A 25518-nucleotide genomic window follows, 5' to 3' on the forward strand; every position below is an offset into this window, starting at 1 on the left:
CTTGGTGGCCCGGGGCGGAATCGAACCACCGACACAAGGATTTTCAATCCTCTGCTCTACCAACTGAGCTACCAGGCCAAGGCGCGCTATTGTAGCAGTCCTGTTTGAATTCGCCAAGCCCCCCTTCCAACGCCGCGAGATAGCGCGCCAGCGCATCGTCCAGCGGCGGCATCAGCTGGCCCCGTTCGCTGCCCAGCGCGCTGAACAGTGGATGGGCGGCGGCCAGATCCAGCGCGGTTGCCGGGCGCGCCAGCAGCCGCTCGGTCGACACCCCGGCCAGATCGGCGGCCCGCCGCGCCAGTTCCGCCCAGCTCAGCGCGCTGCCGCTGCTCAGGTGCCAGATGCCGGCCTCGCCGTCGATCAGCAGGTCGAGGCAGGTGTCGACCAGGTCCGGCACGTACGTCGGCGAGACGATCAGGTCGCTCGCGGCGGTAAACGGCTGGCCGGCCGCCAACGTCCGCAGCGCGCGCGTGACGAAATTATGCTTGTCCCACGGCCCGAAGAAGGCGCTGGTGCGCACCATCAACGCGCGCGGGTGGACCCCCAGTACGCGCTGCTCGGCCTCGGCCTTGCTCTGGCCGTAGACATTGAGCGGGGCGACCGGGTCGCCTTCCACATACGGACCGTCCTTGCTGCCGTCGAACACCAGGTCGCTGGAAAAACTCAGCAGTTCGATCGCGTGGCGGGCGCAGGCGGTCGCCAGGATCACCGGCCCCTGGGCGTTCTCGCGCAGGCAGCGTTCGGCGTCCTGCTCGGCCCGTTGCACGCGGACGTAGCCGCCGGCGTTGACGATGGCCCAGGGCCGGTAGCGGCGGATCGCGGCGTCCACCGAGGCGGGGTCGGCGATGTCCATTTCCTGGCGCGTCAGCACGTGGCAGGCCAGGTGGCGGTCGGCGCACAGGCGGGCGAAGGCGCCCCCCAGGGTGCCGCTGGCGCCGCTGATCAGGATCGGCCGCCCCGGTTCGGCGGGCGTGACGATCGCGGGCACCAGCGCCGGCCCGAACGGCATCGGCGGACACACCAAACGCTGCGGCCGGCGCCACCAGCCCAGCCCCTGCAGCACCGGGCTCGACGGTGTACGGCCGGTCGCCAGTTCGCGCATCAGGGTGGCCAGCGCGGTCGGCCTCGGTTCGGGGCCGCGCAGGTCGTAGGGGCCGTTTTCGTAGTAGCCCTTGCGCTCGGTGACCAGGCAGTTCCAGTCGAACGAGCCGAGCAGCGACCACACGGTGACGGCGCGCATGTCGACGCCGTCCCGCCGCGATTGCTGCGCGGCCTGCCAGATCTCCAGCAGCCAGCGCAGCTGGTCTTCGCGGTTGGCGTCGATGTGGGCCTCGGTGACCGCCAGCGGCAGGCCGTAGCGCTCCCAGGCTTCCTGCAACAACGGGCCGATGCCGGGCTGCGGCGTTTCCAGTGCGCGGGCGGCCACCACGTCGGCGTAGCCGTCCGGGCCGACGTCCCGCGGCGGGTAGTGCTCGGCCCGATGGTCGAGCCAGCGCTCGCTGGTGATGTAGTAGTTGATGCCGATGACGTCCGGCGGGCAGGGGTGGTCGCGGAACCATTCCAGCTCGTCGGCGGAGGCGCCGCTGTCGCGCAGGTAGCGCCACAGCGCATGGTCCGGCCCGACCATGCCGCACAGCAAGTCCCACGGCAGCCAGCGGCGGTCGTTGTAGAACTGCGCCTGCGCGGCCATCTCGGGCGTGCTGTAGGTTTTGCCGAGGTCGTCCGTCTGGATCAGCCTGGCATGCGGATTGACGGCGCGGATCGCTTGCATGGACAGCACGACGCCCTTGCACTGGTTGAGCAGCGCGCGCACGAAGGCGCGGTCGCTGCGTTCGTGCGGATACCACAGCCCGTACAGGGCGCAGAAGCGCGCGGTGGTGCACGGTTCGTTGACCGGGGTGTACTGTTCGAGCCACGGATAGCGGCGGGCGACGGCGCCGGCGTAGGCGGCCAGCTTTTCCGGGAACGCGGGATCGAGCAGGCTGGTGTCGCGCGGGCCGCTGCCATGGTGGACCAGGCCGGCGATCGGCGCTATGCCGAGACTGCGCAGCGCCGGCAGGCGTTCGTCCGGCCACGACCAGTCGGCCTTGTCGAGGCCGTCGGGCGCGACCAGTTCCCACAGCACGGGATAGCGCAGGGCGGTGATGCCGAGCGACGCGAAGCGGTCCAGGTCGCTAATTCTGCCGTCGTGGCCGTTCTGCTCCATCTGGCTGAAGTAGCTGTCGCGCACCCGGTTGACGGTGGCCTCCAGGCCTCCCCACAGCTCCAGGTGCTCGGACCGATGCGCGTCGTTGATCGTAGTCATAGCGTGGGCTGGTAGTCGAACTTGCAACAAGTATGGACAAGAAAGTCGCACCCCGGCGCAGCCTTGACCAGTGGACACTTTCCTTGACACTAATAATGTCGAGGTATAAATTCGACCGCTGTGCTATCTATTTTGCAATCCACAGGACGGGAGCGGTATGAAACGAGCGGCATGGTTGGCGGCGGCAGGATTGGGATTAACAATCACGGTAACGAGCACGGCCCGGGGCACCGAGTTGACGCCGGTGCAAAAGCAGATGCGCGGGATTTATCAGGAGCTGGTCGAGACCAACACCACCGATTCGGTCGGCTCGTGCACGGTGGCCGTGACGAAGATGGCCAAGCGCCTCAAGGCCGCCGGGTACAAGGACGCCGACCTGCGCATCGTGGTGCCGCCGGGCGGGCCGGCCAAGGGCAACCTGGTCGCGCGGCTCAAGGGCGACGGCAGCGCCAAGCCCTTGCTGTTGCTGGCCCACGTCGACGTGGTCGAGGCCAGGCGCGAGGACTGGACCCGCGATCCGTTCAAGCTGGTCGAGGAGGACGGCATGTTCTACGCGCGCGGCGCCTCCGACGACAAGGCGATGGCGGCGGCCTTCGTCGCCAACATGATCCGCTACAAAAAGGAAAAGCCGGCCCTCAAGCGCGATCTGGTGATGGCGCTGACCTGCGACGAGGAGAAGGTGCCGAGCGAATTCGACGGCGTCGAGTACCTGCTCAACCACCACCGCCCGCTGATCGACGCCGAGCTGGCGCTGAACGAGGGCGGCGGCGGCATGCTGGACAAGGACGGCAAGCCGGTCCGCCACGGCATCCAGGCCGGCGAGAAGGTGTACCAGAGCTTCCAGCTGGAGGTGACCAATCCGGGCGGACACAGCTCGGCGCCGTATCGCGACAACGCCATCTACCATCTGGCCGGCGGCTTGTCGCGTCTGGGCGGGTTCGCGTTCCCGTTCAAGCTGTCGGACGTCACCCGCGCCTACTACGAGCGCATGTCGACCATCGAGAAGGGCCAGGTCGCCGCCGACATGAAGGCGATCCTGGCAGAGCCGCCGGACCAGGCGGCGCTGGAGCGCCTGTACGCGGTTAGTCCCGGCCACAACTCCACCGTGCGCACCACCTGCGTGGCGACCAGGGTCGACGCCGGCCACGCCGACAATGCACTGCCGCAGCGTGCCCGCGCCACTGTCAATTGCCGCATCCTGCCGGGCGAGCAGATCGACGAGGTGCAGGCGACGCTGCAGCGCGTGCTGGCCGACGACAAGATCAAGATCACCCGCGTCGGCGAAGGCGTGATCAGCCCGATGCCGCCGTTGACGCCGACCCTGATGAAGGCGGTCGAAGAAATCAGCAACGACATGTGGCCCGGCGTGCCGGTGGTGCCGACGATGTCGACCGGCGGCACCGACGGCCGCTTCCTCAACAACGCCGGCATCTGGACCTATGGCGTCAGCGGCATGTTCCACGGGCCGGAAGGCTCGGGCGCGCACGGCCTCAATGAGCACATCCGCGTGAAGTCGCTGTGCGACGGCCAGGAATACCTGTACCGCCTGGCCAAGCGGCTGGCCACCGAGTAGCGCGGCCGTCAGAGACTGACGGTGACGCTGCGGAATTTGCGCTGCCCGGGCGGCGCCTCCTTGCACGGCACGCCGCAGGTCTTTTCGTCGCCGTCGTCGCTCAACAGCTGGAACGATTTGCCGTCGGTGCGCGAGAACAGGCCTTCGGGACGCAGGCCCTTGTCTATGCTGGTCGCCAGCGCGGTCGGCACCGTGCCGGTCGACGGCGACCATTTGTACAGCTTGAAGACGCCTTCGGAATCCTGCGGCCCGGCGACGATCAGAAACGCCTTCAGCTTGCCGGCATAATCGATGCTGCGGATGCCCAGGCCGTCGAGCGGCAGTTCGATCGGCGGCCCGAACACCGGCGCCTTGGCCGCCGTGCCGATCGCCAGCACCTCGTTCGGATTTTTCAATGTCAGCAGCAGCGCCTTGCCGTTGACCACGGGGCTGCGCAGGCCGATCAGCAGATGGCCGTCCGGCGTGGCCGCCAGGCCTTCGATATTCAGGCCGCCCTCGTCCTCGGGCGAGATGTGCGCCGCCTCGTGCAGCCGGTATTTTTGGAGCGGCGGGTACTCGGCGATGGCGTCGAGCAGGCCGGTGAAGGGGGTGCCGGCGACCGTCAAGGTCAGGTCGTCGCCCTTGCCGCCGATGTCGGTGGCGAAGAGCTGGCGCCGTTCCGGCCGCGCGCGCGCCTTCTTGTTGGCGCCGTGCGAGGCGATCCAGTAGATCCGCTTGCCGATCAGGGCCGCGCCTTCGATGTCCGCCTCGCGCTGTTTTTCGCCGGGGATGCGCAACTGGTCCGACAGGTCGAACGTCTGCACCGGCGCGCCCGAGCGGTCGCCGCGGTAAATGCGCAGGATGTTGTCCTCGTCGTTGGCGACGACGAAATGGTCGTCGTCGACGGCGACGCCGGCCGAGGCGTCGCACATGCCGTGGTGTTCCAGCGGCGCTTTGGCCGACGCGCCGGGCAGGGCCAGCAGGCCGGCGAGCGCGAAGGCGACTTTTTTCGTGTTGGCCATCTTTTTCTCCTGAAGAGCGGCATCGGGCCGTGGCGAAAAGGTCGGCGGCCGCGCCATATTTGCTATGCTAGCGTCTTTCCGCGTTCCGGTGCCGCAGCGCTGGCGGCGGAGCCTATTTACGGAGTAGCCGATATGGTCTCGTTACAAGAGCAGTTTTTGAAAGCCGGCCTGGTCGACAAGACCAAGGTCAAACTGGCCAACCAGGAAAAGAGCAAGCAGAAGAAGGTTGAACGCCGCACCGGCGAGCAGACGGTCGACGAAGCGCGCATCGCCGCGCTGGAACTGCAGCGCAAAAACGCCGAGCGCGCGCGCGAAGCGAACGCCCAGCGCGACGCCGCCGCCAACCAGAAGGCGATCGTCGCGCAGATCGCGCAGATGGTGCGGCAGAACCGCCAGGACAAGGGCAAGGGCGACATCCCCTACAACTTCACGCATGGCACCAAGATCGAGCGCATTTTCGTCTCGCCGGCGGTGCGCGAGCACCTGGTCGCGGGGCGGCTGGTGATCGTGGTGCTGAACGGGACGGTGGAACTGGTGCCGCGCGTAATCGCCGACAAGATCGCCGAGCGCGACGCCTCGATGGTGGTGCGGGTCAACAAATCCAGCACCCAGGTGGACGAGGACGACCCATACGCCGCGTTCCAGATCCCCGACGATTTGATGTGGTGAAAAAAGAAAGCCGCCAATGCGATTTGGCGGCTTTCTTTTATTCCGAGACGATGATGCGCCAGCGCCAGGGTTTGATGACGGCCTGGCCTTCGTCGCCGGCCAGTTTGTACTTCTGTAGCACGCCGGTCGGGTTGACGATGACCTGCACCGTGTTCTTGCCCTGCTGGCGGCGGAACGCGAACAACTGCTCGTTGATCACGTCGAGCACCTGCATGGTGCCGCCGGCCTTGCCGTTCCATAGCGCCGGGTTCTGCTTCTTCAGCTGATTCAGGCCCGCGTAGAAGCCTTCCAGCTCGGTGGTCTTCCAGTCGATGGCGTCCTTCTCGAAGAAGGCCAGTTTCTTCTCCAGCTTCGCTTCCTGGCCGTTGTACACCAGCGGCATGCCCGGCAAGGTGTAGCTCAGCACCGCCATCGCGCCGTGCGCGGGTCCATACAAATCCTTGTCAGCGCCTTGCCACGAGTTGATGTCGTGGTTGCTGGTGAACTGCAGCCGGTAGGCGTCGCGCGCGTATGCTTTCGCCGGATTGGCGACGTAGGCTTTCAGCTCGGCGGCACCGGCCTGGCCCTTGCCGATTTTTTGCATGATGCCGTTGAGCTGCCAGTCGTAGCTGGCGTCGAACGCGCGCGCGTGCAGCGCCGGGTCGTCCGCTTCCGCGAGCATGAACACGGGCTTGATCTTGTCCAGTTTCGCGCGCGCCTGCTCCCAGAATTCGGTCGGCACCATGCCGGCGGCGTCGGCGCGGAAGCCGTCGACTCCCGCTTCGCGCACCCAGAACGCCATCGCGTCCGTCATGGCCGTCCACAGCGCCTTGTTGCCGTAGTCCAGGCCGACGACGTCGGCCCATTCCTCGGTGGCGCCGCTGTCGTTCTTGAAGCTGACGGCGTGGATCTCGCCCTTGTCGTTTTTCTTGTACCAGTCGGCGTGCTCGGTGGTCCATGGGTGATCCCAGGCGGTGTGGTTGCCCACCCAGTCCAGGATCACGTGCATGCCCAGGCCGTGCGCCTGTTTGACCATGCGCCGCAGGTCGTCCATGGTGCCGAATTCCGGATTGACGGCTTGATAGTCCTTCACCGCGTAGTAGCTGCCCAGCGCGCCCTTGCGGTTCTTCTCGCCGATCGGGTGGATCGGCATCAGCCAGATCACGTCCACGCCCATTTGCTTGAGGCGCGGCAGCGTGGCGGCGAAGGCGGTCAACGTACCTTCCTTGCTGTACTGGCGAAGATTGACTTCGTAGATGTTCGAACTGCGCGTCCACGCCGGATGCTTGACGGTGGCGGCGGCCGGTGCGATTTTCTGCGCGCCCGCTTGCAGCGGCGCTCCGAGGGTGCAAATCAGCGCTGCCAGTGGCAGCAAGGTGGCAAGTCGTTTCAATGTCACTCCTTTTTGAGCGTGCGTTCAAACAGCTGATAGATGCGGCGGTATTGGTCGTACCAGCTTTCGGCGTGCACGTAGGCGTGGCGCTCCAGCGGGTAGGAGGCCAGTTCCCAGTTGTCCTTTTTCAGTTCGATGAAGCGCTGCGCCATGCGCACCGAGTCCTGGTAAAACACGTTATCGTCGATCATGCCGTGCGCGATCAGCAGGTGGCCTTTGAGCTTGTCGGCGTATTCGATCGGCGACGATACCTTGTACGCCTCCGGGTCCAGCTCCGGCGTGTTGAGGATGTTGGCGGTGTATTCGTGGTTATACGTGGTCCAGTCGGTGACGGGACGCAGCGCGGCGCCGGCCTTGAACTGGTCAGGCGCGCGCAGCAGCGCCATGAAGGTCATGAAGCCGCCGTAGCTGCCGCCGTAGATGCCGACATTTTTTGCGTCGCCCTGGTGGTTGGCCACCATCCAGTTCAAGCCGTCGATGTAGTCCTCCAGTTCCGGATGGCCCATCTGGCGGTAAATCGCGGTGCGCCAGTTGCGGCCGTAGCCGAGCGATGCGCGGTAGTCCATGTCGAGCACGATGTAGCCTTTTTCCACCAGCAGGTTGTGGAACATCTGTTCGCGGAAGTAAACCGGGAAGCGCTGCGTGACATTTTGCAGATAGCCGGCGCCGTGCACGAACATCACGACCGGATATTTTTTGCCCGGCTCCAGCGTGGCGGGACGATACAGCTTGGCCCATACCGGATCGGCACCGTGCGTCGACGGTACCGCGACGATTTGCGGCGTGATCCACTCGCGCGCCTTGTAGTCGGCGCTGCGGGTGTCGGTCAGTTGTTTGGCGGCGCCGCCGGTGCTGTCCACCGTGGCGATTTGCGCGGGCATGTAGGCGGTCGAGTAGCGCACCAGCAGCTTGCGGCCGTCCGGCGACAACGTGAAGCTCTCCACGCCGCCCAGCGACGTCAGTTCCTTCGGCGCGCCGCTGGTTGTGCCGCTCGTGGTGGCGCTGGAGCAGACCTCATAGGTGCCCGGCAGCTTGGGGTTGCACATGAAGTAGGCGGTCTTGCCGTCGGCCGACCATTCGACGTTGCTGGCTTCCCATTTGCCCGAGGTGAGCGCGCGCGGTGCCATGCCGGCGGTGGCGGGTTGCAGGTAGATGTGGGCGTAGCCGCTTTCCTCCGACTGGTACCACAGCGTGCTGTTGTCCGGCTGCCAGCCGAAGCCGTTGCCACGGTTGTTGACCCAGGCGGCGTCCGTCAGGCGGTGCACCGGCTGCAGCTTGGCGCCGGCCAGATCGACGGTGGCGATCCAGCGGTCCTTGTTGTCGATCGCCTGCGCCATCACGGCCACCTGCTTGCCGTTGTCGCTCCAGCGGATCGATTCGTCGCGGCTTTCGAAGCGCACGCCGCGATTGCCCTTCAGCGGATCGAGCTTGCGCGCGGCGCGCATCTCGGCCAGCGGATCGACATTGATGCCGGGCAGGGTGTCGAACGACAGTTCGGTCACTTTGCGCGTGGCCAGTTCGATCAGCTTCAGTTGCTGCGGTTGCGGGCCTTCGTCGCTGACGCGTTTGCGCTCGTCGTCGGTCTCCTCGTAGCCCGATTCGGTCACGTACTTCGGCATTTTGCCGACGCGGCGCTTGTCGCCGTCCTTGGCGCTGGTGACCACCAGCAGATAGCGCCCGTCCGGCGACAGCGCGCTGGTTTCGATGACGACCTTTTCGCCCAGGTAGACCGGCTGCGGGGCGCGGGTGGCGTCGGCGCCGCGTTCCTGGTTGCGGCGGTCGCGGACGGCGTCGCGCTCCTCCTTCTGGCGCGCCAGGGTCGAGAGCAGGCGCAGTTGCAGGTCGCGGCGCGCGCTGGCGTCCGGCGCGGCGTCCGGGTCCTTGGCGGTGCGCAGCACCGCCACCGGCGATACCAGGCGCTCGGCGCGGCTCCAGCTGAACCAGTCGCTGCCCACGCGGAACTGCACGCCGGCGCCGTCGGCGGTGTATTGCGGATCGGCGGCCGGGGTGGTGCCGCGCAGGATTTGTGTCAGCGCGCCGCTTTTCAAGTCACGTTCGAACAGGTCGCCGTTGCGCAGCAAAATCGCGCGCGTGCGATCGCGGTTGTAGACCGGATCGGCGCTGTCGAGGTTCGCCAGCTGCTTGTCGTCCACCAGCTTCGGGCCGCCGGCGGCGATCTGGAAGGTGTCGCGCAGCGGCGAGCCGGCGCGTTTTTGTTTGAAGTAGACCTGGCGGCTGTCCCAGCCCCACCATGCCGATTCGACCGGATTGCCGATCCAGTCGGGATTGGCCATGGCCTGGTCCAGGGTGATCGGTGTGGGAGTGGCCGCATGGGCCGCGTGGGCCGTCAAGGCGGTGAGCGCGGCCAGGGTGGTGGCCAGCGTGGTGGAGAAGGGCAGGACAAAACGCATTGATAGTTCGCTTTGAAGTTGGGTGAACGGGAGCGCCGGATTGCGACGCGTCCACGATTATAGTGGACCGCAACGCTTAATCGGTAGCGCCTGCCGCACAGGCAACGCGCATGGCTGCGTTGCAAATGCTCGCGATAGCGGGCTATCGCTGCGCTTTACGCCTTGCCCTGCACGCCGCCTGCGCGTCCTTCGCTCCCAATTAAACGTTGCAGTCCACTACCCGAACAGTCAGTTGCGGGCTATCTTGTCTCTGAGGCCGTCCTTGGCGTCCGGGCCGCCGCGGCGCGGCGCCATGCGCAGCGCCAGCATCAGGATCAGCCCCGCCGCCAGGTACGTGCCGATCAGCGCGGCGAGCATGGCGGCGCTGTCGCCCCAGGCCAGCAGGCGCGCGCTCAACGCCGGGCCGAAGGCGCCGCCCATCATGGCCAGGCCGCCCACCAGCGCGATGCCGACGGCCGCGCGTTGGCGGTTCAGCAGGTCGGTGAGGATGGCCGCCAGCAGCGGCAGCGCCGACGAGATGCCGAGCGACGCCAGCGACAGGCCGGCCAGCGACCATGCCAGGCCGTTGTCGGCGGCGATGGCCAGACCGAGGCCGCCGGCGGCCAGCACCATGCAAGCGATGAAGTGGCCGCGCCGTTCGCGCCGGCGGTCCGAGTCGTAGCCGATGGCGATCATGCCGGCGATGCCGACGACGCCGGGTATCGCCGCCAGCAACCCGGGTTCCAGCGGGCCGCCGGCGCCCCAGCGCTGCATCAGCGCCGGCGCCCAGTGCGCCAGCGCGTAGCTGGCGCCGGCCAGCAGCAGGTTGGCGAGCGCCAGCAGGCAGATGGCGGGATCGCGCAGCAGCGACCAGATGATGGCGAAGGCCGACGGCGGTTCGTCCTCGTCGTCGTCCTCGTCGATGCCGGCGGCCTTGGCGAGCGCCCTTTCATCGCGGTTCAAATCCTGCCGCACCATTTGCTGTTCGAAACCCGATAGCCATTTGGCATCGTCGGGCTGGTCGTCGAGATGGAAGTAGGCGGCGATGCCCAGCAGCGCGGCCGGCAGGCCTTGCGCCAGCAGCAGCCATTGCCAGCCCTGCATGCCGCTGTACAGATGCAGCGCCTGCTGCATGGCGCCCGACAGCGGCCCGGCGACGATACCGCCGATCAGCGTGGCCGACGCGAAGACGGCGAACACGCGCGCGCGCCGCGCGGCCGGATACCAGTAGGTCAGATACAGGATCACACCGGGGAAGAAGCCCGCTTCGCACATGCCGAGCAGGAAGCGGATCGTGTAGTACTCGAGCGGCGTGCGCACGAAGGCGCCGGCGGCGGTTGCCGCGCCCCAGCCGAGCATCATGCGCAGAAGGATTTTGCGCGTGCCGAGTTTTTCCAGCAGCAGATTGCAAGGCACTGCGAACAGCGCGTAGGCGAAGAAGAACACGCCGGCGCCCCAGGCGAAGACCTGGTTGCCGAAAGCGAGGCTGTCCTGGATGTGGCGCTGCGCGAGGTCGACGTTGACGCGGTCGATGTACGCGACCACGCAGCACAGCATCAGCAGCGGCAGCAGGCGCCAGCTGATCTTGCGGTAGATTGCATCCATGCCGGCAGCGCCGCGCAGGTGCAGAAGCGTGGCGCCATGGTTCACGATGCGGGGGCAAGAGTGGTCTGCATGTAGCCGATATTAGCCGTGCCTAAATTCTTAGGCAAGCGTTTGGCTCAATGGGGAACTCAAAACAACAAAGGATGGGCTGGCGCACCATTATGGCACGTCGGTGGCACGTCGGTGGCACGTAGGGCGGATTAGGCGGAACGCCGTAATCGGCCATCTATGAGCCGCCGACGGCGCATGCATGCATGGCCGATTACGCTGCGCTAATCCGCCCTACGTGGTTCCAAGGTGATTCGACATTCGAGGCCGGGCTTGGCGCGGTCAGATCCGCACCGAGCCGGCGCCCATGGCGCGGGCGTTGTCGTTCATGGTGCCGAGGTTGCGGCGGGGCCGCAACTCGGGCTTGGTGGCGGCGTCGCCGTCTTCCTGCGCCAGGAACTGGGTGCCGATCTCGAACCACTCGTCGCTGGAAATCACCTTTTGCGCCAGCGGCAGCAGTTCCTGTTCTTCCTTGTCCAGGCGCTTCAGAAGATTCTGGCAATACAGGTCGATGGTGCGGCACAGGAATTTTCCCTGCGAGGCGCTGCGGCGCATCGCCCGCCGCAGGCACTTGTGCACGGCGTTGAGCATCGCGCTGCCCAGCCGGCTGAGCGTCTCGAGGTCGTTCATCAGCGCGGCGCAGTTGGAATCGGCCGCGCGCACGGCGGGCATCAGGCAGGCCTCGACCTTGCGCTGGTGGCGGGCTTCGGCAAAGCTGGTCAGCTCCTTGAGCTGGGACTCGATGAACACAGGATCGATCTCCTGTGGGCGGCGCGCGATCGACTGCACATGCTGCAGCAACCGCGAGATGAAGTGGCGTTCTTTTTTTTGTTCGATGGAGAGTGTCAGTAGGACATAAGTGGCAGTTAGCATAACGTTTCCCATATTCGTCTGACTTCGGCTGCGCGGCAAGCGTGGAGTGCTGCGGCCAGCGCGGCCAGTGGGTTTACCTTAGCGCTGAGCCCAGCTCATTCAACGTCGATTTACAATTGTTCACAACTAGTGAAAAAGCAATAATTGTGCTGCAATAATAAGTATCAACTGCTTCCAATTTCGAAGATTACCGGCGGGGAAAACGCGTTATACACCTGCCATGCCGGTGATTACTGATGCGTGCTCTACCTGGCTGAGTGGGAAATTATGCACCCATTTTCTTGACCCGTGTAGGCGTTTACGGGTCACTAGCAAAAAAAGTTTTGTATCAAACCGCGCCAGGCGGGGCGCGGTTTTGCTTGTTGCGGCGCAGCGATTTCAGCCGGCCAGCGGCGTGCCGAGATAGGCGCCGCGCGGCGCGCCCAGGCCCTGCTTGACCTGCTTGCTGATGTCGTCGACCAGCACTTCGTCGTCACCGTTTTCGAGCGCGGCGACAATGATGCGCGCTACCTCGGCCGGCGGGGTTTTCTGCGCGTCGATGGCGGCGACCATGTCGGTGTCCATGTAACCCATGTGGGCCGCCAGCACCTGCGTGTTTTGCGCCTGCAGTTCGCCGCGCAGGCCGTTGGTCAGCGCCCAAGCCGCCGCCTTGGACACGCTATAGGTGCCGGTGCCCGGCATGCTGATCCAGGCCAGCGCCGACAACACGTTGACGATGGCGCCGCCGCCATTGCTCTTCAACGCCGGCGCGAAGGCCGAGCTGAGCGCCATCGGGCCGAAGAAGTTCGTGTCCAGTTCCTGTTGCATCGCCTGCAAGGCGTTGGGGGCGGTGAGATCGGTGCCGCTGAAGATGCCGGCGTTATTGATCAGGATGGTGAGGTCGGGAATCGCCCGCACGGCGGCCGCGATGTCGTCCGCGTTGGTCACGTCCAGCTTGATCGGCGTGACGCCGGGCAGGGTGACCGAGGCCGGATTGCGGGCGCCGCCGTAAACCTTGCGCGCGCCGGCTTTGAGGGCGGCTTCGGCCAGGGCTTTGCCCAGGCCGCGATTGGCGCCGGTGACGAGGACGACGGAGTCTTTGAAGTTCATGGCAATACCTTTCGATGAGAGTACAACATACAATATGACCGGTCATCTTAAAACCGGTGAAAAAAAACGATCAAGCCAATATGCGGTTCAACAGCATGTCGACGAAGCGGTCCAGCGGCGCGCGGTCTTTTTCGGCCTTGGCGCGCAGCACCGCGCCCTGCCAGGCGTCGGCGGTGAAATTGGCCAGCTCCCTGGCAGACTGCGCATTGGCGATGCTGCCGTCGCGCTGGCCTTGCGCGATGACTGCTTCCAGCATCGCGCCCATCGACGCGAACGACTGCCGCGCCTGCAGGCGGATGGCCGGACTCTGGTTCGACAGCTCGGTGCTGAAATTGCCCAGCAGGCAGCCGGCGTTGAATTCGGACGCCGCGTTGGATTCGACCATTTTGCCGAAGTAGTCACGCAACCTTTCCAGCGACGGCAGCGACGACTCGCCCAACAGGGCGCCGATCTGCCCGGCCTGCTCCGTATAACGCTGCAATACCTCCACCCCCAGCTCTTCCTTGCTGGTGAAATGGTTGTAGAACGAACCCTTCGGCACCCCGGCCGCCTCGGTGATATCTTGCACACTGGTGGCGTTGAAACCCTTGCTGTGAAGCAGGGTCAGGCTGGCGGCGACGATTTGTTCTTTGACGTTAGGTTTCGGCATGGGTGTAATATGACCGGTCGTCTTAAATAAGTCAAGCGTTGTTTCGCGGGTGGGTTACTTATTGTTCCATAGACTATGGTGAATACCAACTATATAGTTAGCGTACCAATGGTGAATATGGGTTATCTACTGTGCGTACCAAAGCTAGGGTGTGGGGTGGGCTTTCGCTGCCGTCGGCGTTGTTGCCGGGTTTGATGCTGGGCGGGGCCTTGCAGGCGGCGCCGCTGGACCTCACGCTATGCGTGTTCGACCAGCCATTTTCGCCCATGACTTTTCCGGACGGTTGCGGCCAGTCGCTGGAGTTGCTGCGGCGCGCCTCGGCGCTGCAACCGGTGACGATCCGCCAACTCGTCGCGCCCCGTTCCCAATGCATGAACCGCTTGCGCAACGGCCAGGTCGACGCCATGCTGGCCGCCTACACGCCCGAACGCGCCGCCTACGGCGCCTATCCGATGAAGGGGGCGCAGCCCGATCCCGGGCGCGGCGTCGGCGAGCTGCGCTTCGCCGTCTCCCGCCGGCGGGGCGGGACGGTGGCCTGGGATGGCCAGCGCTTTATCGGCCTGGGCCGGCAGCCGGTGGGCGCGCAACCGGATCTGCTGCACATGCCGATGCTGCGCGAGATGGACATCGTCATCGACGACAGCGGCTCCAGTGTGGACCAGGTGTTCGCCAAACTGGCGGGCAGGCGGGTGGCGGCGGCCGTGACCGAGCGCGAGGAGGGCGGCGAGCTGATCGCGCGCAAGTACCGGGAACAGATCGAAATGCTGCCGGTGCCGTTCCAGAAGACGCCCATCTACCTGATCGTCAACAAGGCCTTCTACCAACAGCACCAAGCGCAAATCGAGGCCTATTGGCAAGCTATCGCCCAGGCGCGCCAGACGCCCGGCTTCCGCCGGTTCATCGCCGAGTTCCCCAGACATCCTTAGGGGACGCCTCCCCGGTAAAGTTGCGTAAAGTAACAGTTTACTTGCCGCGGCGCGAACTTGGTATGATGCTCGACGACCGGCTACCAGCCGGTATTTTTCTACAACGTCGGAGATCCCCGAATGAGATTACCCCTGCTGCTGCTTGGGACCGCTGTTGCGGCCTCCAGCGCCATGGCCGCGCCGCGCGGCTTCACCGTGGAAGACCTGGTCAAGATGGAAAGGGTCGGAAGTCCCGCGCTGTCGCCGGACGCCACCCGCGTCGTCTACACGGTGCGTTCCACCAATATGGACAAAAACCGTGGCAACACGCAATTGTGGATGCTGGACTTGCGCGCGCCCAAGGCCGCGCCGGTGCGCCTGACCCAGGCCGACGCCAGCAGCAGCGATCCCGAATGGTCGCCCAACGGCGACGCCGTCTACTTCCTGTCGGCCCGTTCCGGCTCGTCGCAGGTGTGGCGGCTGCCGCTGGCCGGCGGCGAGGCGGCCAAGGTCACCGACCTGCCGCTGGACGTCGACAACTTCCGCCTGTCGCCGCAGGGCGACCGCCTGGCGCTGAGCCTGGCCGTGTTCCGCGATTGCGCCGACCTGGCCTGCACCAAATCGCGCCTGGACGCCAAGGCCAAGGACAAGGCCAGCGGCAAGCTCTACGACAAGCTGTTCGTGCGCCACTGGGATACCTGGGCGGACGGGCGCAACAACGTGCTGTACTCGGCGCCTATCGACGCCACGGGCAAGGTCAGCGCGCAGCCGGTCAGCCTGAGCGGCGCGCTCGACGGCGACGTGCCGTCCAAGCCGTTCGGCGACCGCGACGAGTACCGCTTCAGCCCCGACGGCAAGACGGTGGTGTTCGCCGCGCGCATCGCCGGCAAGACCGAGGCGTGGTCGACTAACTTCGACGTCTACACGGTGCCGGCCACCGGCGGCGCGCCGGTCAACCTGAGCGCCGACAACCAGGCCTGGGACACTAAGGCCAGCTACTCGCCGGACGGCAAGACCCTGGCCTACCTGGCGATGGACAAGCCGACCTTCGAGGCCGACCGCTTCCACCTGGTGCTGGTCGACGTCGCCAGCGGCAAGAAGCGCACCGTCGCCGACAGCTGGGATCGTTCGATCGCCGACTACCGCTGGACGCCCGATAGCAAGGCGCTGCTGGCGACCGCCGACGACATCGGCCAGCATCCGCTGTTCCATATCGACGCCGCCAGCGGCAAGGTCGCCAAGCTGACCGGCAACGGCTACGTCAGCGGCTTCGACGTCGCGCGCGACACCATCGTCATGGCGCAGGCCAGCCTGTCGTCCGGCGCGCAGCTGTATAAATTCAAGCTCGGCGGCAGCGGCGAAAAAGCCACGCAGCTGACCCAGTTGAACGCGGCCGCGCTGGCCGACGTCAAGTTCGGCGAGTTCGAGCAGTTCTCGTTCGCCGGCGCCAACGGCGAGACCGTCTACGGCCACGTCATGAAGCCGTGGGACGCCAAGCCGGGCGTCAAGTATCCGATCGCCTTCCTGGTGCACGGCGGCCCGCAGGGCAGCTTCGGCAACTCATGGAGCTACCGCTGGAATCCGCAGGTGTACGCTGGCGCCGGCTATGCCACCGTGTTCATCGATTTCCACGGTTCGACCGGCTACGGCCAGAAGTTCACCGATTCGATCAGCGGCGACTGGGGCGGCAAGCCGCTGGAGGACTTGCAGAAGGGCCTGGCGGCGGCGGTGCGGAAGTTCCCGTGGCTGGACCGCGAGCGCAGCTGCGCGCTGGGCGCGTCGTACGGCGGTTTCATGATGAACTGGATCGAAGGCAACTGGTCCGACGGTTTCAAGTGCATCGTCAACCATGACGGCGTGTTCGACACGCGCGGCATGGCGTACGCCACCGAGGAGCTGTGGTTCACCGAGTGGGAAAACGGCGGCCCGTATTACGACGTGCCGGAGATGCACGAGAAGTTCAACCCGGCGTTGCAGGTGAAGAAGTGGAAGACGCCGATGCTGGTGGTGCAGGGCGATCTGGATTTCCGGATTCCGACTGCGCAGGGTCTGGGCACGTTCACGGCGCTGCAGCGCCAGGGGATTCCGAGCAAGTTGCTGGTGTTCCCGGATGAGAACCATTGGGTGCTGAAGCCGGCGAACTCGGTGCTGTGGCATCACACGGTGATCGATTGGTTGGATGCTTATCTGAAGAAGTAATCGTGCGTTGTGCGTGATCCGGTGGGGCCGCTGGCGGCTCTTGGCGGATTACGCCGCGCTAATCCGCCCTACGTGTTTCCTCGTGAAATTTAACGCCCGCTGTCATTGCGGGCGTTTCCATATTTGAGAATGTAAAAATGAAAAAAAGTTTGATCGTACTGGCGCTGCTGCTCGCCTATGGCACAACCGCCGTCGCCCTCACCCCCGTCGCGCCCACGCACCCGCGCGCCGAGAACGCCTATCTGTCGCAGGAGGATGCCGCCGCCCGCTCGGCGCGCGTCAGCAACGTCGACTACACGCTCGAGTTCGCGCTGACCGGCAAGGAAACCTTCTCCGGCTCCACCACCCTGGCGTTCGACCTGAAAGACGCCACGCAAGCTCTGACCATCGACCTCGACAAGGCGACCATCGCCAGCCTGACCGTCAACGGCAAGGCCGTCACGCCACAATACAACCAGTGGTTCATCACCCTGGCGCCGCAGGACCTGAAGGCCGGCCGCAACACGGTCGCCATCGCCTACACGCGCCTGCACAGCACCAACGGCGAGGGCCTGCACCGCATGGTCGATCCGGTCGACGGCCGCGTCTACACGTATTCGCACTTCGAGCCGGCCGCCGCGCACCAGATGTTCGCGCTGTTCGACCAGCCGGACCTGAAGGGCACCTTCCAGGTGACCGTCAGCACGCCGGCCGACTGGGTAGTGTCGTCGACGATGCGCGAATCGGGTGTGACCGAGGTCGACGGCGGCAAGCGCTGGACTTTCCCGCGCAGCAAAAAACTCAGCCCGTACAACTTCTCGATGCACGCCGGCCCGTACAAGGTATGGGAGGACAACAGCGGCCCGTATCCGATGCGCCTGTTCGCGCGCCAGTCGGTGGCGGCGCAGGTGTCGCCCAAGGATTGGTTCGGCTACACCAGCCGCGGCCTGAAATTCTTCGACCAGTACTTCGGCGTGCCCTACCAGTTCGAGAAATACGACCAGCTGCTGGTGCCGGACTTCCTGTATGGCGCGATGGAGAACGCCGCCGCGATCACCTTCGCCGAACGCGCCTTCCTGCACCAGGATGAGATGACGGCGGCGCAGCGCGAGAGCCTGGCCGGCGTCATCATGCACGAGATGGCGCACCAGTGGTTCGGCGACCTGGTGACGATGAAATGGTGGAACGGCTTGTGGCTCAACGAGAGCTTCGCCTCCTTCATGGGCACGCTGGCCACGGCCGAGGCCACCGAGTTCACCCACGCCTGGCAGAGTTTCTATTCGGACGATAAGCAGAAGGCTTACACGCAGGACCAGCGGGTCACCACGCACCCGATCGAAACGCCGGTGCCGTCGACCGCCAACGCCTTCGACAATATCGACGCGATCACCTACTCGAAGGGCGCCTCGACGTTGAAGCAGTTGCGCCACCTGCTGGGCGAGGAGGTGTTCCGCCAGGGCGTGCACAACTACCTGGTCAAGTATTCCTACCAGAACGCCAAGCTCGACGACTTCATCGGTAGCCTGGCCCAGGCCGCCAACCGCGATCTCGGCCCGTGGACGCGGGAATGGTTGTACGAGCCGGGCGTGAACACCATCGCCGCCGAGTTCAGCTGCGCCGGCGGCAAGATCAAGTCGTTCAGCCTGCACCAGAACGCGCCGAGCGCGGCCATGCCGACCCTGCGCGAGCAGCGCGTGCAGATCGGCCTGTTCAACCTGGGCAAGGACGGCATGTCGCTCAGCAAGAACTTGGCGGTGACCTACAAGGGCGCCGCCACCGCCGTCCCGGAGCTCAAGGGCGTGGCCTGTCCCGACCTGGCGTATCCGAATTACCAGGACTGGGGTTACGCGAAAGTGCAGTTGGATAAGAAGTCGTTCGCCACCGCGCAATCGGGCCTGAACAAGGTTGCCGATCCGCTGCTGCGGTCGATGCTGTGGCAAAGCCTGTGGGACAGCGTGCGCGACGCCAAGCTGCCGCTCAACGCCTTCCTGGCCACCGTGCTGACCAACGCGCCGGGCGAGAAGGACTATACGCTGCTGGGCGATATCCTGGCCAAGGTGGGGCAGTCGCGGGCCTACCTGGACAAGATGGGGCCGCAGGCCGCCGCGTACCGGGCGAAGGCGGGCGGGCAACTGGAGCAAATGGCGTTCACGGCGGCCAGTGCCGCCAGCGCCGACAAGAATTTCCAGCGCCTGTGGTTCTCCACCTTCGTCGCCCTGGCCAGCAGCCAGACGGCGTTGGCGCAGCTGGCAGACATCCTCGCCGGCAAGCTGGTGGTGCCGGGCCTGAACGTCAGCCAGGACGTGCGCTGGGATATCGTCAACCGCCTGAACCGTTTTGCCTATCCCGGCAGCGAAGCCTTGCTGGCGGCCGAGCAGGAGCGCGACAAATCCGACAGCGGCCAAGCGGCCGCGCTGGCCGCGCGCGTGATCCGTCCGGACGCCAAGGTCAAGGCCGAGTGGCTGGCCAATATCGGCGATCTGCAGACCAAGTTGCCGTTCTCGAAGATACGCCAGGCGATGCAGGTCATGTATCCGGCCGACCAAGGCGCGCTGAACGAGCTCAGCGCGGAACAGCGTTTGGCGACGCTCGGACAGGTCGACAAGGCCGCCGGCCCGGTCTTCATGCGCTCCTACGCGGAGGCGATGATACCGGCCACCTGCACGCCGGCCAGCGTGTCCCGCCTGCAAGCGGCAATTGTTAAATTGCCGGACTTGTCGACGGGCACAAAACGTTCTCTTTTGGTAAGGCATCAAGAGGATGAGCGTTGTGTTGCCATAAAGAAAGCAATGACAGTATTTTAATTGCCGCGTCCGTTTTGTGAAAAAGCCGGCCATGCGCCGGCTTTTTTCTCGTCCGAGCACTTTGCCCGACGATGATCGCGACTAACGCGGCGTAGCCGGTAAATGCCAGAATTTGCTGGGCTGACATAACTTTTTTCGGACCAGATGGTTTCGATTCAGACACTCTTGTTTTGTAAAAGAACAACAGAAAAATGAGCGCATCGGCACAACTTCGTGACAATTTGATGACAGCGCTTTCATAGTGGAATCAGGATTTTATTTGGCACTTTCTCAATATTAAAGAATAATAATTCTTAATCTTAAGTTACTCAAATTGTGTTGTTTGTTTATATTCATTGTTACCTACAAAAAGTAGACAAAGGTTCCATCGGGCAATCAATCCGGCGGACCACGGCGCCATTACTTTCATCAAAAGGGCAGTGAGAAAATGAACCACTTGAAGCAAGCGCGATTGAAAAAAATAACCGGCGCCGCCCTCGGCGCCTTTGCGCTGATGAGCGCCACGCCGGCCATGGCTGCCGTGATCGATTTCGAATCCATCGGCTCGTCGATCTATGGCGGCACCGAGACCCTGGCCGAGAACGGCTATACGATGACCGTCATCGACACCCCGGCCGCCGGTCCTGCCGGCACCGGCTTCGCCGGCGCCGTCGGCGACGGCAGCGACCCGTATCTGTGCGCGATCGCCGCCTGCCCGACCGGCAACGCCAGCCATTTCTACATGGGCGTCAATGACGGCAGCCTGAAGGTGGAGCGCGGCGACAACGCGGCCTTCCAGGTGTCGAGCATCGACTACGCCTTCCTGGCCCCGGTCGGCGGCCTGCCCAGCTATTCGTGGGGTCAGCTGACCCTGCTCGGCATGCGCGCCGACGGCGGCACCATCTCGGTCGCCTACGATTTTCCCCTGCTCGACGCGCTGGGCAATTCGCCGTTCGTCACCAACTCGCTGACGGCCTTCGGCAACGTCAGCCTCAGCAGCCTGATCATCAGTTCCTGCCTGTTCGACGGCAGCGGCGGTTGCTACCGCCCGCTGCCTGGCGCGGAGAACCAGGCGCAGTTCGCCTTCGACAACCTCAACATCAACGCCGTGGGCGCCGTCGCCCCGGTGCCGGAGCCGGAAACCTACGCCATGATGGGCCTGGGTCTGGGCCTGGTGGGCCTGCTGTCGCGCCGCCGCGCCAAGGCGGGAGCCAAAGCCGCCGCCGCCACGATCAACGCCTGAGCAAGGAACACCCCACATGAAACTTCGTCCTATTTCCGCCGCCGTCCTGCTGCTGACGGCCGCCCTGATCGGCGCCGGACCGGCGCATGCCGAGTCCGAACGCCGCTCCTACATCGTGCAACTGACCGACAAGCCGGTCGCCACCTACACCGGCCAGGTCGCCGGCCTGGCCGCGACGATGCCGGCCCAGGGCCAGCGCCTCAACGTCGATGCCGCCGCCGTGCAGGCCTACATCAACTACCTCGACACCAAGCAGAACGCGGTCATCAGCACCATCAACGCCGCCGAGATCACCCATAAATACGATGTCGTCTTCAACGGCTTCGCCGCCATGCTGACCGACGACGAGGTGCGCGCGCTCAAAAAGAACAGCGGCGTGGCCGCCATCACGGCCGACTCCCTCATGGAGCTCGACACCAGCTACACCCCGACCTTCCTCGGCCTGGACCAGCCCGGCGGCCTGTGGGAAAAGCTCGGCGGCAAGGGCGTGTCGGGCGAGAACATTATCGTCGGCATCATCGACGGCGGCATTTGGCCGGAGAACCCGAGCTACGCCGACCGCATCGACGGCAACGGCAACCCGAGCCACAGCGGTTCGACCGTGGTGTACGACGCGCCGCCGGCCAGCTGGAAGGGCAGCTGCGACACCGGCGAGGGCTTCGGCGTGGCCAACTGCAACAACAAGCTGATCGGCGCGCGGTACTACAAACCGGCCGGCTTGGAATTGCACTGGACCGAGTTCCTGTCGGCGCGCGATTCGGTGGCCGGCGTCGAAGGCCACGGCGGCCACGGCAGCCATACCTCCAGCACGGCGGCCGGCAACGCCGGCGTGACCGCACAAAACGGCGGCCTGAACTTCGGCAAGGTCAGCGGCATGGCGCCGCGCGCCCGCATCGCCGCCTACAAGGTTTGCTGGACCGACGCGGCCACCGGCAAGAACGGCTGCGCCCCCTCCAACAGCGTGGCCGCCATCAACCAAGCGGTCAAGGACGGCGTCAACGTCATCAACTTCTCGATCGGCTCGAGCGCCGGCGGCGGCTCGTTCACCGACGCGACCGAACAGGCCTTCCTGGGCGCGACCGCCGCCGGCGTGTTCGTTTCCACCTCGGCCGGCAACCAGGGCCCGGGCGCCACCGCGCCGGCGCCGGTCGGCCACATCAGCCCGTGGCTGGCCTCGGTCGGCAACTCGACCCACAACCGCCTGTACCTGGCCGACGCCGTCACCGGCTCCGGCGCCAAGCTGACCGGCGCCTCGAGCAATGCCAACACCCCGGTCACGCCGCTGGTGCTGGCCAAGGACGCCGGCCTGCCGGGCGCCGATCCCCTCCAGCTGGACCGCTGCTACGGCGGCACCGACGCCGTCGCGCCGCTGCTGGACCCGGCCAAGGTGGCCGGCAAGATCCTGGTGTGCGACCGCGGCGGCAACGTACTGGTCAACAAGAGCGCCAACGCCAAGGTGGCCGGCGCGGTCGGCGTGATCATCGCCAACGTCGAAGGCGGCGCGGCGACCATCATCAACCAGGCGCACACGATCTCGACGGTGCATATCGTCAAGGAAAACACGGCCATCCTGAAGAGCTACATCGCCGCCAATCCGACCACGGCGGTCGCCTCGCTGGGCAACCTGCGCGCCAGCTTCGATCCGTCGGTCAAGGCGCCGATCATGTCGAGCACCTCGTCGCGCGGCCCGAACGTGGCCAACGCCAACATCCTCAAGCCGGACATGACCGCGCCGGGCACCGACATCCTGGCCGCCGTCACCGCCGACCTGACGCGCGCGCAGCGTGACGCCGTCGCCGCCGGCTCGCCGGCCCCGGTGACCGACTGGGCCTTCTACAGCGGCACCTCGATGGCCTCGCCGCACGTGGCCGGCGTGGCCGCGCTGCTCAAGCAGCTGCATCCGGACTGGACGCCGTCGGCCATCAAGTCGGCGCTGATGACCAGCGCGACCGACACCTTCAGCGACGGGCTGACCACCAAGGTCGCCTGGGACAGCAGCGCCACCAACGCCGGCACCTTGCCATGGGGCCAGGGCGCCGGCCACATCGCGCCGAACTCGGCGGCCGATCCCGGCCTGGTGTACGACATCGCGCCGGTCGAGTACGCGCGCTTCCTGTGCGGTCAGGGACTGACCTATACCAGCGCCCAGTGCGCCACGATCGGCGGCGGCATCGCCGCGTACAACCTGAACTTGGCATCGCTGACCGCCGCCAACGTGCTCGGCACGTTGACGATGACGCGCACCGTCACCAACGTCGGCGCCACCACCGCGACCTACAACGCCACGGCCTCGCTGCCGGGCTTCACCGTCTCGGTGCAACCGTCGACCCTGGTGCTGGCGGCCGGCGCCAAGGCCAGCTTCACCGTCAAGCTGACCCGCACCAGCGCGCCGCTCGACACCTGGGCCTACGGCGTGCTGAACTGGAAGGACGGCACCCATGTCGTGCGCAGCCCGCTGACGGCGCGCGCCACCGGCCTGTCGGCCCCATCCAGCGTCTACAGCGAAGCGGCCACCGGCAGCAAGGTCGTCACCGTCGGCACCGGCTTCGCCGGCGCGATGAGCGCGGTCAAGGGTGGCCTGCAGCCGGCCACCCGCGAGACGCGGAGCATCGCCACCGCCAACACCAACCTGAGCAATGCGGCGCTGTGCCAGGCGGGCGCCGCGACCGGCGTCAACCTGCATCCGGTGACGATACCGGCAGGCACGATGCTGGCGCGCTTCTCGCTGTTCGATTCGGAGACGACCGGCGCCATCCCCGGCGATTCGGACCTGGATCTGATCGTCATGCGCGGCAACACGCCTATCCTCAGCAGCGGCGGCGACACGGCCAACGAAACGATCCAGATGGTGGCCCCGGCCGCCGGCGACTACAACGTCTGCGTGATCGGTTTCCGTCCGAACGGCGGCCAGGCCACCTACGCGTTGTCGAGCTGGGTGGTGCAGCCTTCGACGGGCGGCAACTTCAAGGTGGTTCTGCCGAGCACGGCCACGGTGGGCGGCACCGCGAGCGTGGGCATGAGCTGGTCCGGCCTGGCGCCAGGCGTGCGCCATGTCGGCGTGGTCAACTATCTGCTGGGCGGCGTCAAGCAGGGCGCGACGGTGATCGATGTCGATACCACCGATCCGTTGCCGCTGTTTAAGAACTCGCGCACCAAGGAGGCGCTGGCGTTCTAAGCGTTTGGTGTGAATGTGAAAAACCCGCGAGGCCGGTTGGGCTCGCGGGTTTTTTTTGTTTTTGGTGCTGATGTTGGCGCGGGCCGTGCTTGCATGGCCGATTACGCTTCGCTAATCCGCCCTACGTGGATCTGTGGTGTTTCCACCGCCCGGATTCATGACACATTGGCCGGCGCGGCAGCTGGCGCCGGGGTCGCTGACCAGCGAGCAGGTCGACATCATGTGCTCGCGCTCGTCGTCGGCGCGGCGCGCGGCGGCGTGCTGGTCGATCAGCGCCTTGAGCACGGCGCCGTCGCTGTTTTTGCTCGACCAGGCCATGTAGCGTTCGGGACCGCCGCAAGCTTTTGAACCGAAGCCTATCGTGTGGCACTGGCTTTGCGTGTCGCAACTGGTGTCGGCGTTGGCCGCCTGGATTTTCTTCCACAGTTCTTCGGTCTTGCCGACCACCGGAGACGCGGGCGGCGGTGCGCTGCCGCAGGCGCTGGCGGCGAGCATCAACAGGCTTGCCGTGGCAAGGCGAAAGGAGCGGGTGGGGATTTTCATGATTTCATCATGATCCATTCGCCGCTGCTTTACAAGGGTTCGCTCAATCGTGCTTTGCGCGCAATACCGTCGGGGCCGAACAGGATGACGAATTCGGCGTAGGCGGACTTGCCGTCCTCCGGTTTGTTCTGCGGATTCATTTTGGGATACGGGTAGCGCCAGACCTGGTAGCCGCTGTCGAAGCGCACCGTCGTGGCCGGGCCCAGCGCGGCGCGCATTTGCGTCGTTGTGCGGTGGGTGTCGGCAATGGGCACCGTGCCGGCGCCTGGCGCGTCGTCCATGTAGTCGAATTCCACCAGGGTATCGTCGGACCAACGGCGGTCCCATATCGGCGCGTAGTAGCTGCGGTCGAGCAAGACTTGGCAATCGCAGAAGGGCAGGGTGTCCGGCGTTTGCGTGCCGCCCGCGTACAGCATGGAAAACGGCAGCGTCTCGGTGCGCGCGCCGTCGCGCAGCGTGACGCCGAACAGCGGCCGCTCGGCGAAGAATAGGTAGTTGCCGTCGGCGGAAGCGCAGACACGGTCGGGATCGGTGAGCAGCTCGCCCAGCCAGGCGAAGACGTTGGCGTTGTTCGACAGCAGTCCCGCTTCGACGCCGACCTGGCATTCAAGGCGCAGGTCGCCGAGGCGGCGCATACCGGGCGGCACGTTGGGGCTGCGCACCTGCGCGCGCCAGGTCAAGGTGCTGGTCTTGCTGCTGGCGATCAGCGCCGCGTCTTCGCGCAGCGCCTGACTATCGCGGTCGAGGGTGAAGGTATGGTCGGGAGCGACGGGAACGGGTAGGGCGACGGCGTCGCCGACCACGCGCAGGGTGATGCCGTCGAGCCGCGTGGTGGGCAGGCGCGGCAGCAATTGGAAACGCAAGGTCGCCTGCGGCGCCAGCGCCCGGTTGCGCTCGAACCGGTCCATGCCGGCGATCATTTTTCGGTAGGACTTGTCGACCGGATCGCGGGTGGCCGTGACGGTCACGCGGGCAGGGGTTTCCTGGCTGGACGCCTGGCAGCAGGCCGCGATCAGCATCGCGGCCGCCAGATAGTGCCACACGCGGCGTTGCATGGAATTGGGCAAGTCGGCTCCTGCTATTGGGGAAACCAATGTTAGGCCAGCGCGCGCGTTCG

Annotated in this window: 17 protein-coding genes and 1 tRNA gene; 7 read left to right on the top strand and 11 right to left on the bottom strand. The window is 65.6% G+C overall.

Annotated features, from left to right (window positions below; translation table 11 throughout):
- Positions 1-2 precede the first annotated feature (2 nt).
- A tRNA-Phe gene (locus MRBLMU1_RS32360) sits at positions 3-78 on the bottom strand.
- Positions 44-2305, bottom strand: a complete 2262-nt coding sequence (locus MRBLMU1_RS32365) for a family 1 glycosylhydrolase (RefSeq protein ID WP_363510791.1) — start codon at positions 2303-2305, stop codon at positions 44-46. The genes MRBLMU1_RS32360 and MRBLMU1_RS32365 overlap by 35 nt, the downstream gene beginning before the upstream one ends.
- Positions 2306-2462: 157 nt before the next feature.
- Here MRBLMU1_RS32365 and MRBLMU1_RS32370 point away from each other — a divergent pair, with 157 nt between their 5' ends.
- Complete coding sequence (locus tag MRBLMU1_RS32370) at positions 2463-3878, top strand: M20/M25/M40 family metallo-hydrolase (protein WP_363510794.1); 1416 nt, start codon at positions 2463-2465, stop codon at positions 3876-3878.
- An 8-nt stretch (positions 3879-3886) separates the two neighbouring features.
- Here MRBLMU1_RS32370 and MRBLMU1_RS32375 read toward each other — a convergent pair whose 3' ends face one another.
- Positions 3887-4879 (bottom strand): DUF3616 domain-containing protein, encoded by a 993-nt coding sequence (locus MRBLMU1_RS32375; RefSeq protein WP_363510797.1) that lies wholly within the window; start codon positions 4877-4879, stop codon positions 3887-3889.
- A 132-nt stretch (positions 4880-5011) separates the two neighbouring features.
- Between MRBLMU1_RS32375 and MRBLMU1_RS32380 the strand changes: the two genes are divergently transcribed.
- On the top strand, positions 5012-5548 hold the full coding sequence (locus MRBLMU1_RS32380) for a DUF2058 domain-containing protein (protein ID WP_363510800.1): 537 nt from the start codon (positions 5012-5014) through the stop codon (positions 5546-5548).
- 37 nt (positions 5549-5585) lie between these two features.
- Here MRBLMU1_RS32380 and MRBLMU1_RS32385 read toward each other — a convergent pair whose 3' ends face one another.
- The 6 genes from MRBLMU1_RS32385 to MRBLMU1_RS32410 all read right to left on the bottom strand — a co-directional run bounded on the left by MRBLMU1_RS32385 (position 5586) and on the right by MRBLMU1_RS32410 (position 13574).
- Complete coding sequence (locus tag MRBLMU1_RS32385; protein ID WP_363510802.1) at positions 5586-6920, bottom strand: alpha-amylase family glycosyl hydrolase; 1335 nt, start codon at positions 6918-6920, stop codon at positions 5586-5588.
- Positions 6921-6922: 2 nt separating this feature from the next.
- On the bottom strand, positions 6923-9331 hold the full coding sequence (locus MRBLMU1_RS32390) for a S9 family peptidase (RefSeq protein WP_363510805.1): 2409 nt from the start codon (positions 9329-9331) through the stop codon (positions 6923-6925).
- A gap of 228 nt (positions 9332-9559) precedes the next feature.
- Positions 9560-10915 (bottom strand): MFS transporter, encoded by a 1356-nt coding sequence (locus tag MRBLMU1_RS32395; protein WP_363510808.1) that lies wholly within the window; start codon positions 10913-10915, stop codon positions 9560-9562.
- Positions 10916-11245: 330 nt separating this feature from the next.
- Positions 11246-11836, bottom strand: a complete 591-nt coding sequence (locus MRBLMU1_RS32400; protein WP_363510811.1) for a hypothetical protein — start codon at positions 11834-11836, stop codon at positions 11246-11248.
- A 378-nt stretch (positions 11837-12214) separates the two neighbouring features.
- The gene (locus MRBLMU1_RS32405; protein WP_363510814.1) at positions 12215-12925 is read right to left on the bottom strand and encodes an SDR family oxidoreductase; all 711 of its coding nucleotides are present in this window, start codon (positions 12923-12925) and stop codon (positions 12215-12217) included.
- Between the two features lie 70 nt (positions 12926-12995).
- The gene (locus MRBLMU1_RS32410; protein ID WP_363510817.1) at positions 12996-13574 is read right to left on the bottom strand and encodes a TetR/AcrR family transcriptional regulator; all 579 of its coding nucleotides are present in this window, start codon (positions 13572-13574) and stop codon (positions 12996-12998) included.
- A gap of 131 nt (positions 13575-13705) precedes the next feature.
- Between MRBLMU1_RS32410 and MRBLMU1_RS32415 the strand changes: the two genes are divergently transcribed.
- From MRBLMU1_RS32415 to MRBLMU1_RS32435, 5 genes are all read left to right on the top strand, one after another.
- Positions 13706-14500 carry a hypothetical protein gene (locus MRBLMU1_RS32415; protein WP_363510820.1) on the top strand — a complete coding sequence of 265 codons (795 nt, stop codon included), beginning with the start codon at positions 13706-13708 and terminating at the stop codon, positions 14498-14500.
- Positions 14501-14620: 120 nt separating this feature from the next.
- Positions 14621-16678: a S9 family peptidase gene (locus MRBLMU1_RS32420; protein WP_363510823.1), complete on the top strand. Its 2058-nt coding sequence runs from the start codon at positions 14621-14623 to the stop codon at positions 16676-16678.
- A gap of 137 nt (positions 16679-16815) precedes the next feature.
- Entirely contained in the window at positions 16816-19461 is a 2646-nt protein-coding gene (pepN, locus tag MRBLMU1_RS32425) for an aminopeptidase N (RefSeq protein WP_363510826.1), read from the top strand.
- Between the two features lie 451 nt (positions 19462-19912).
- Positions 19913-20683 (top strand): NF038120 family PEP-CTERM protein, encoded by a 771-nt coding sequence (locus MRBLMU1_RS32430; RefSeq protein WP_363510829.1) that lies wholly within the window; start codon positions 19913-19915, stop codon positions 20681-20683.
- A gap of 16 nt (positions 20684-20699) precedes the next feature.
- Positions 20700-23858: a S8 family serine peptidase gene (locus MRBLMU1_RS32435; RefSeq protein WP_363510832.1), complete on the top strand. Its 3159-nt coding sequence runs from the start codon at positions 20700-20702 to the stop codon at positions 23856-23858.
- Between the two features lie 111 nt (positions 23859-23969).
- Here MRBLMU1_RS32435 and MRBLMU1_RS32440 read toward each other — a convergent pair whose 3' ends face one another.
- Both MRBLMU1_RS32440 and MRBLMU1_RS32445 read right to left on the bottom strand, forming a co-directional pair.
- On the bottom strand, positions 23970-24401 hold the full coding sequence (locus tag MRBLMU1_RS32440; protein ID WP_363510834.1) for a hypothetical protein: 432 nt from the start codon (positions 24399-24401) through the stop codon (positions 23970-23972).
- A gap of 29 nt (positions 24402-24430) precedes the next feature.
- Positions 24431-25468 (bottom strand): hypothetical protein, encoded by a 1038-nt coding sequence (locus MRBLMU1_RS32445; RefSeq protein ID WP_363510837.1) that lies wholly within the window; start codon positions 25466-25468, stop codon positions 24431-24433.
- Between the last annotated feature and the right edge of the window lie 50 nt (positions 25469-25518).

The sequence above is a fragment of the Burkholderia sp. LMU1-1-1.1 genome (assembly GCF_040675865.1).
Lineage (GTDB): Bacteria > Pseudomonadota > Gammaproteobacteria > Burkholderiales > Burkholderiaceae_D > Rugamonas.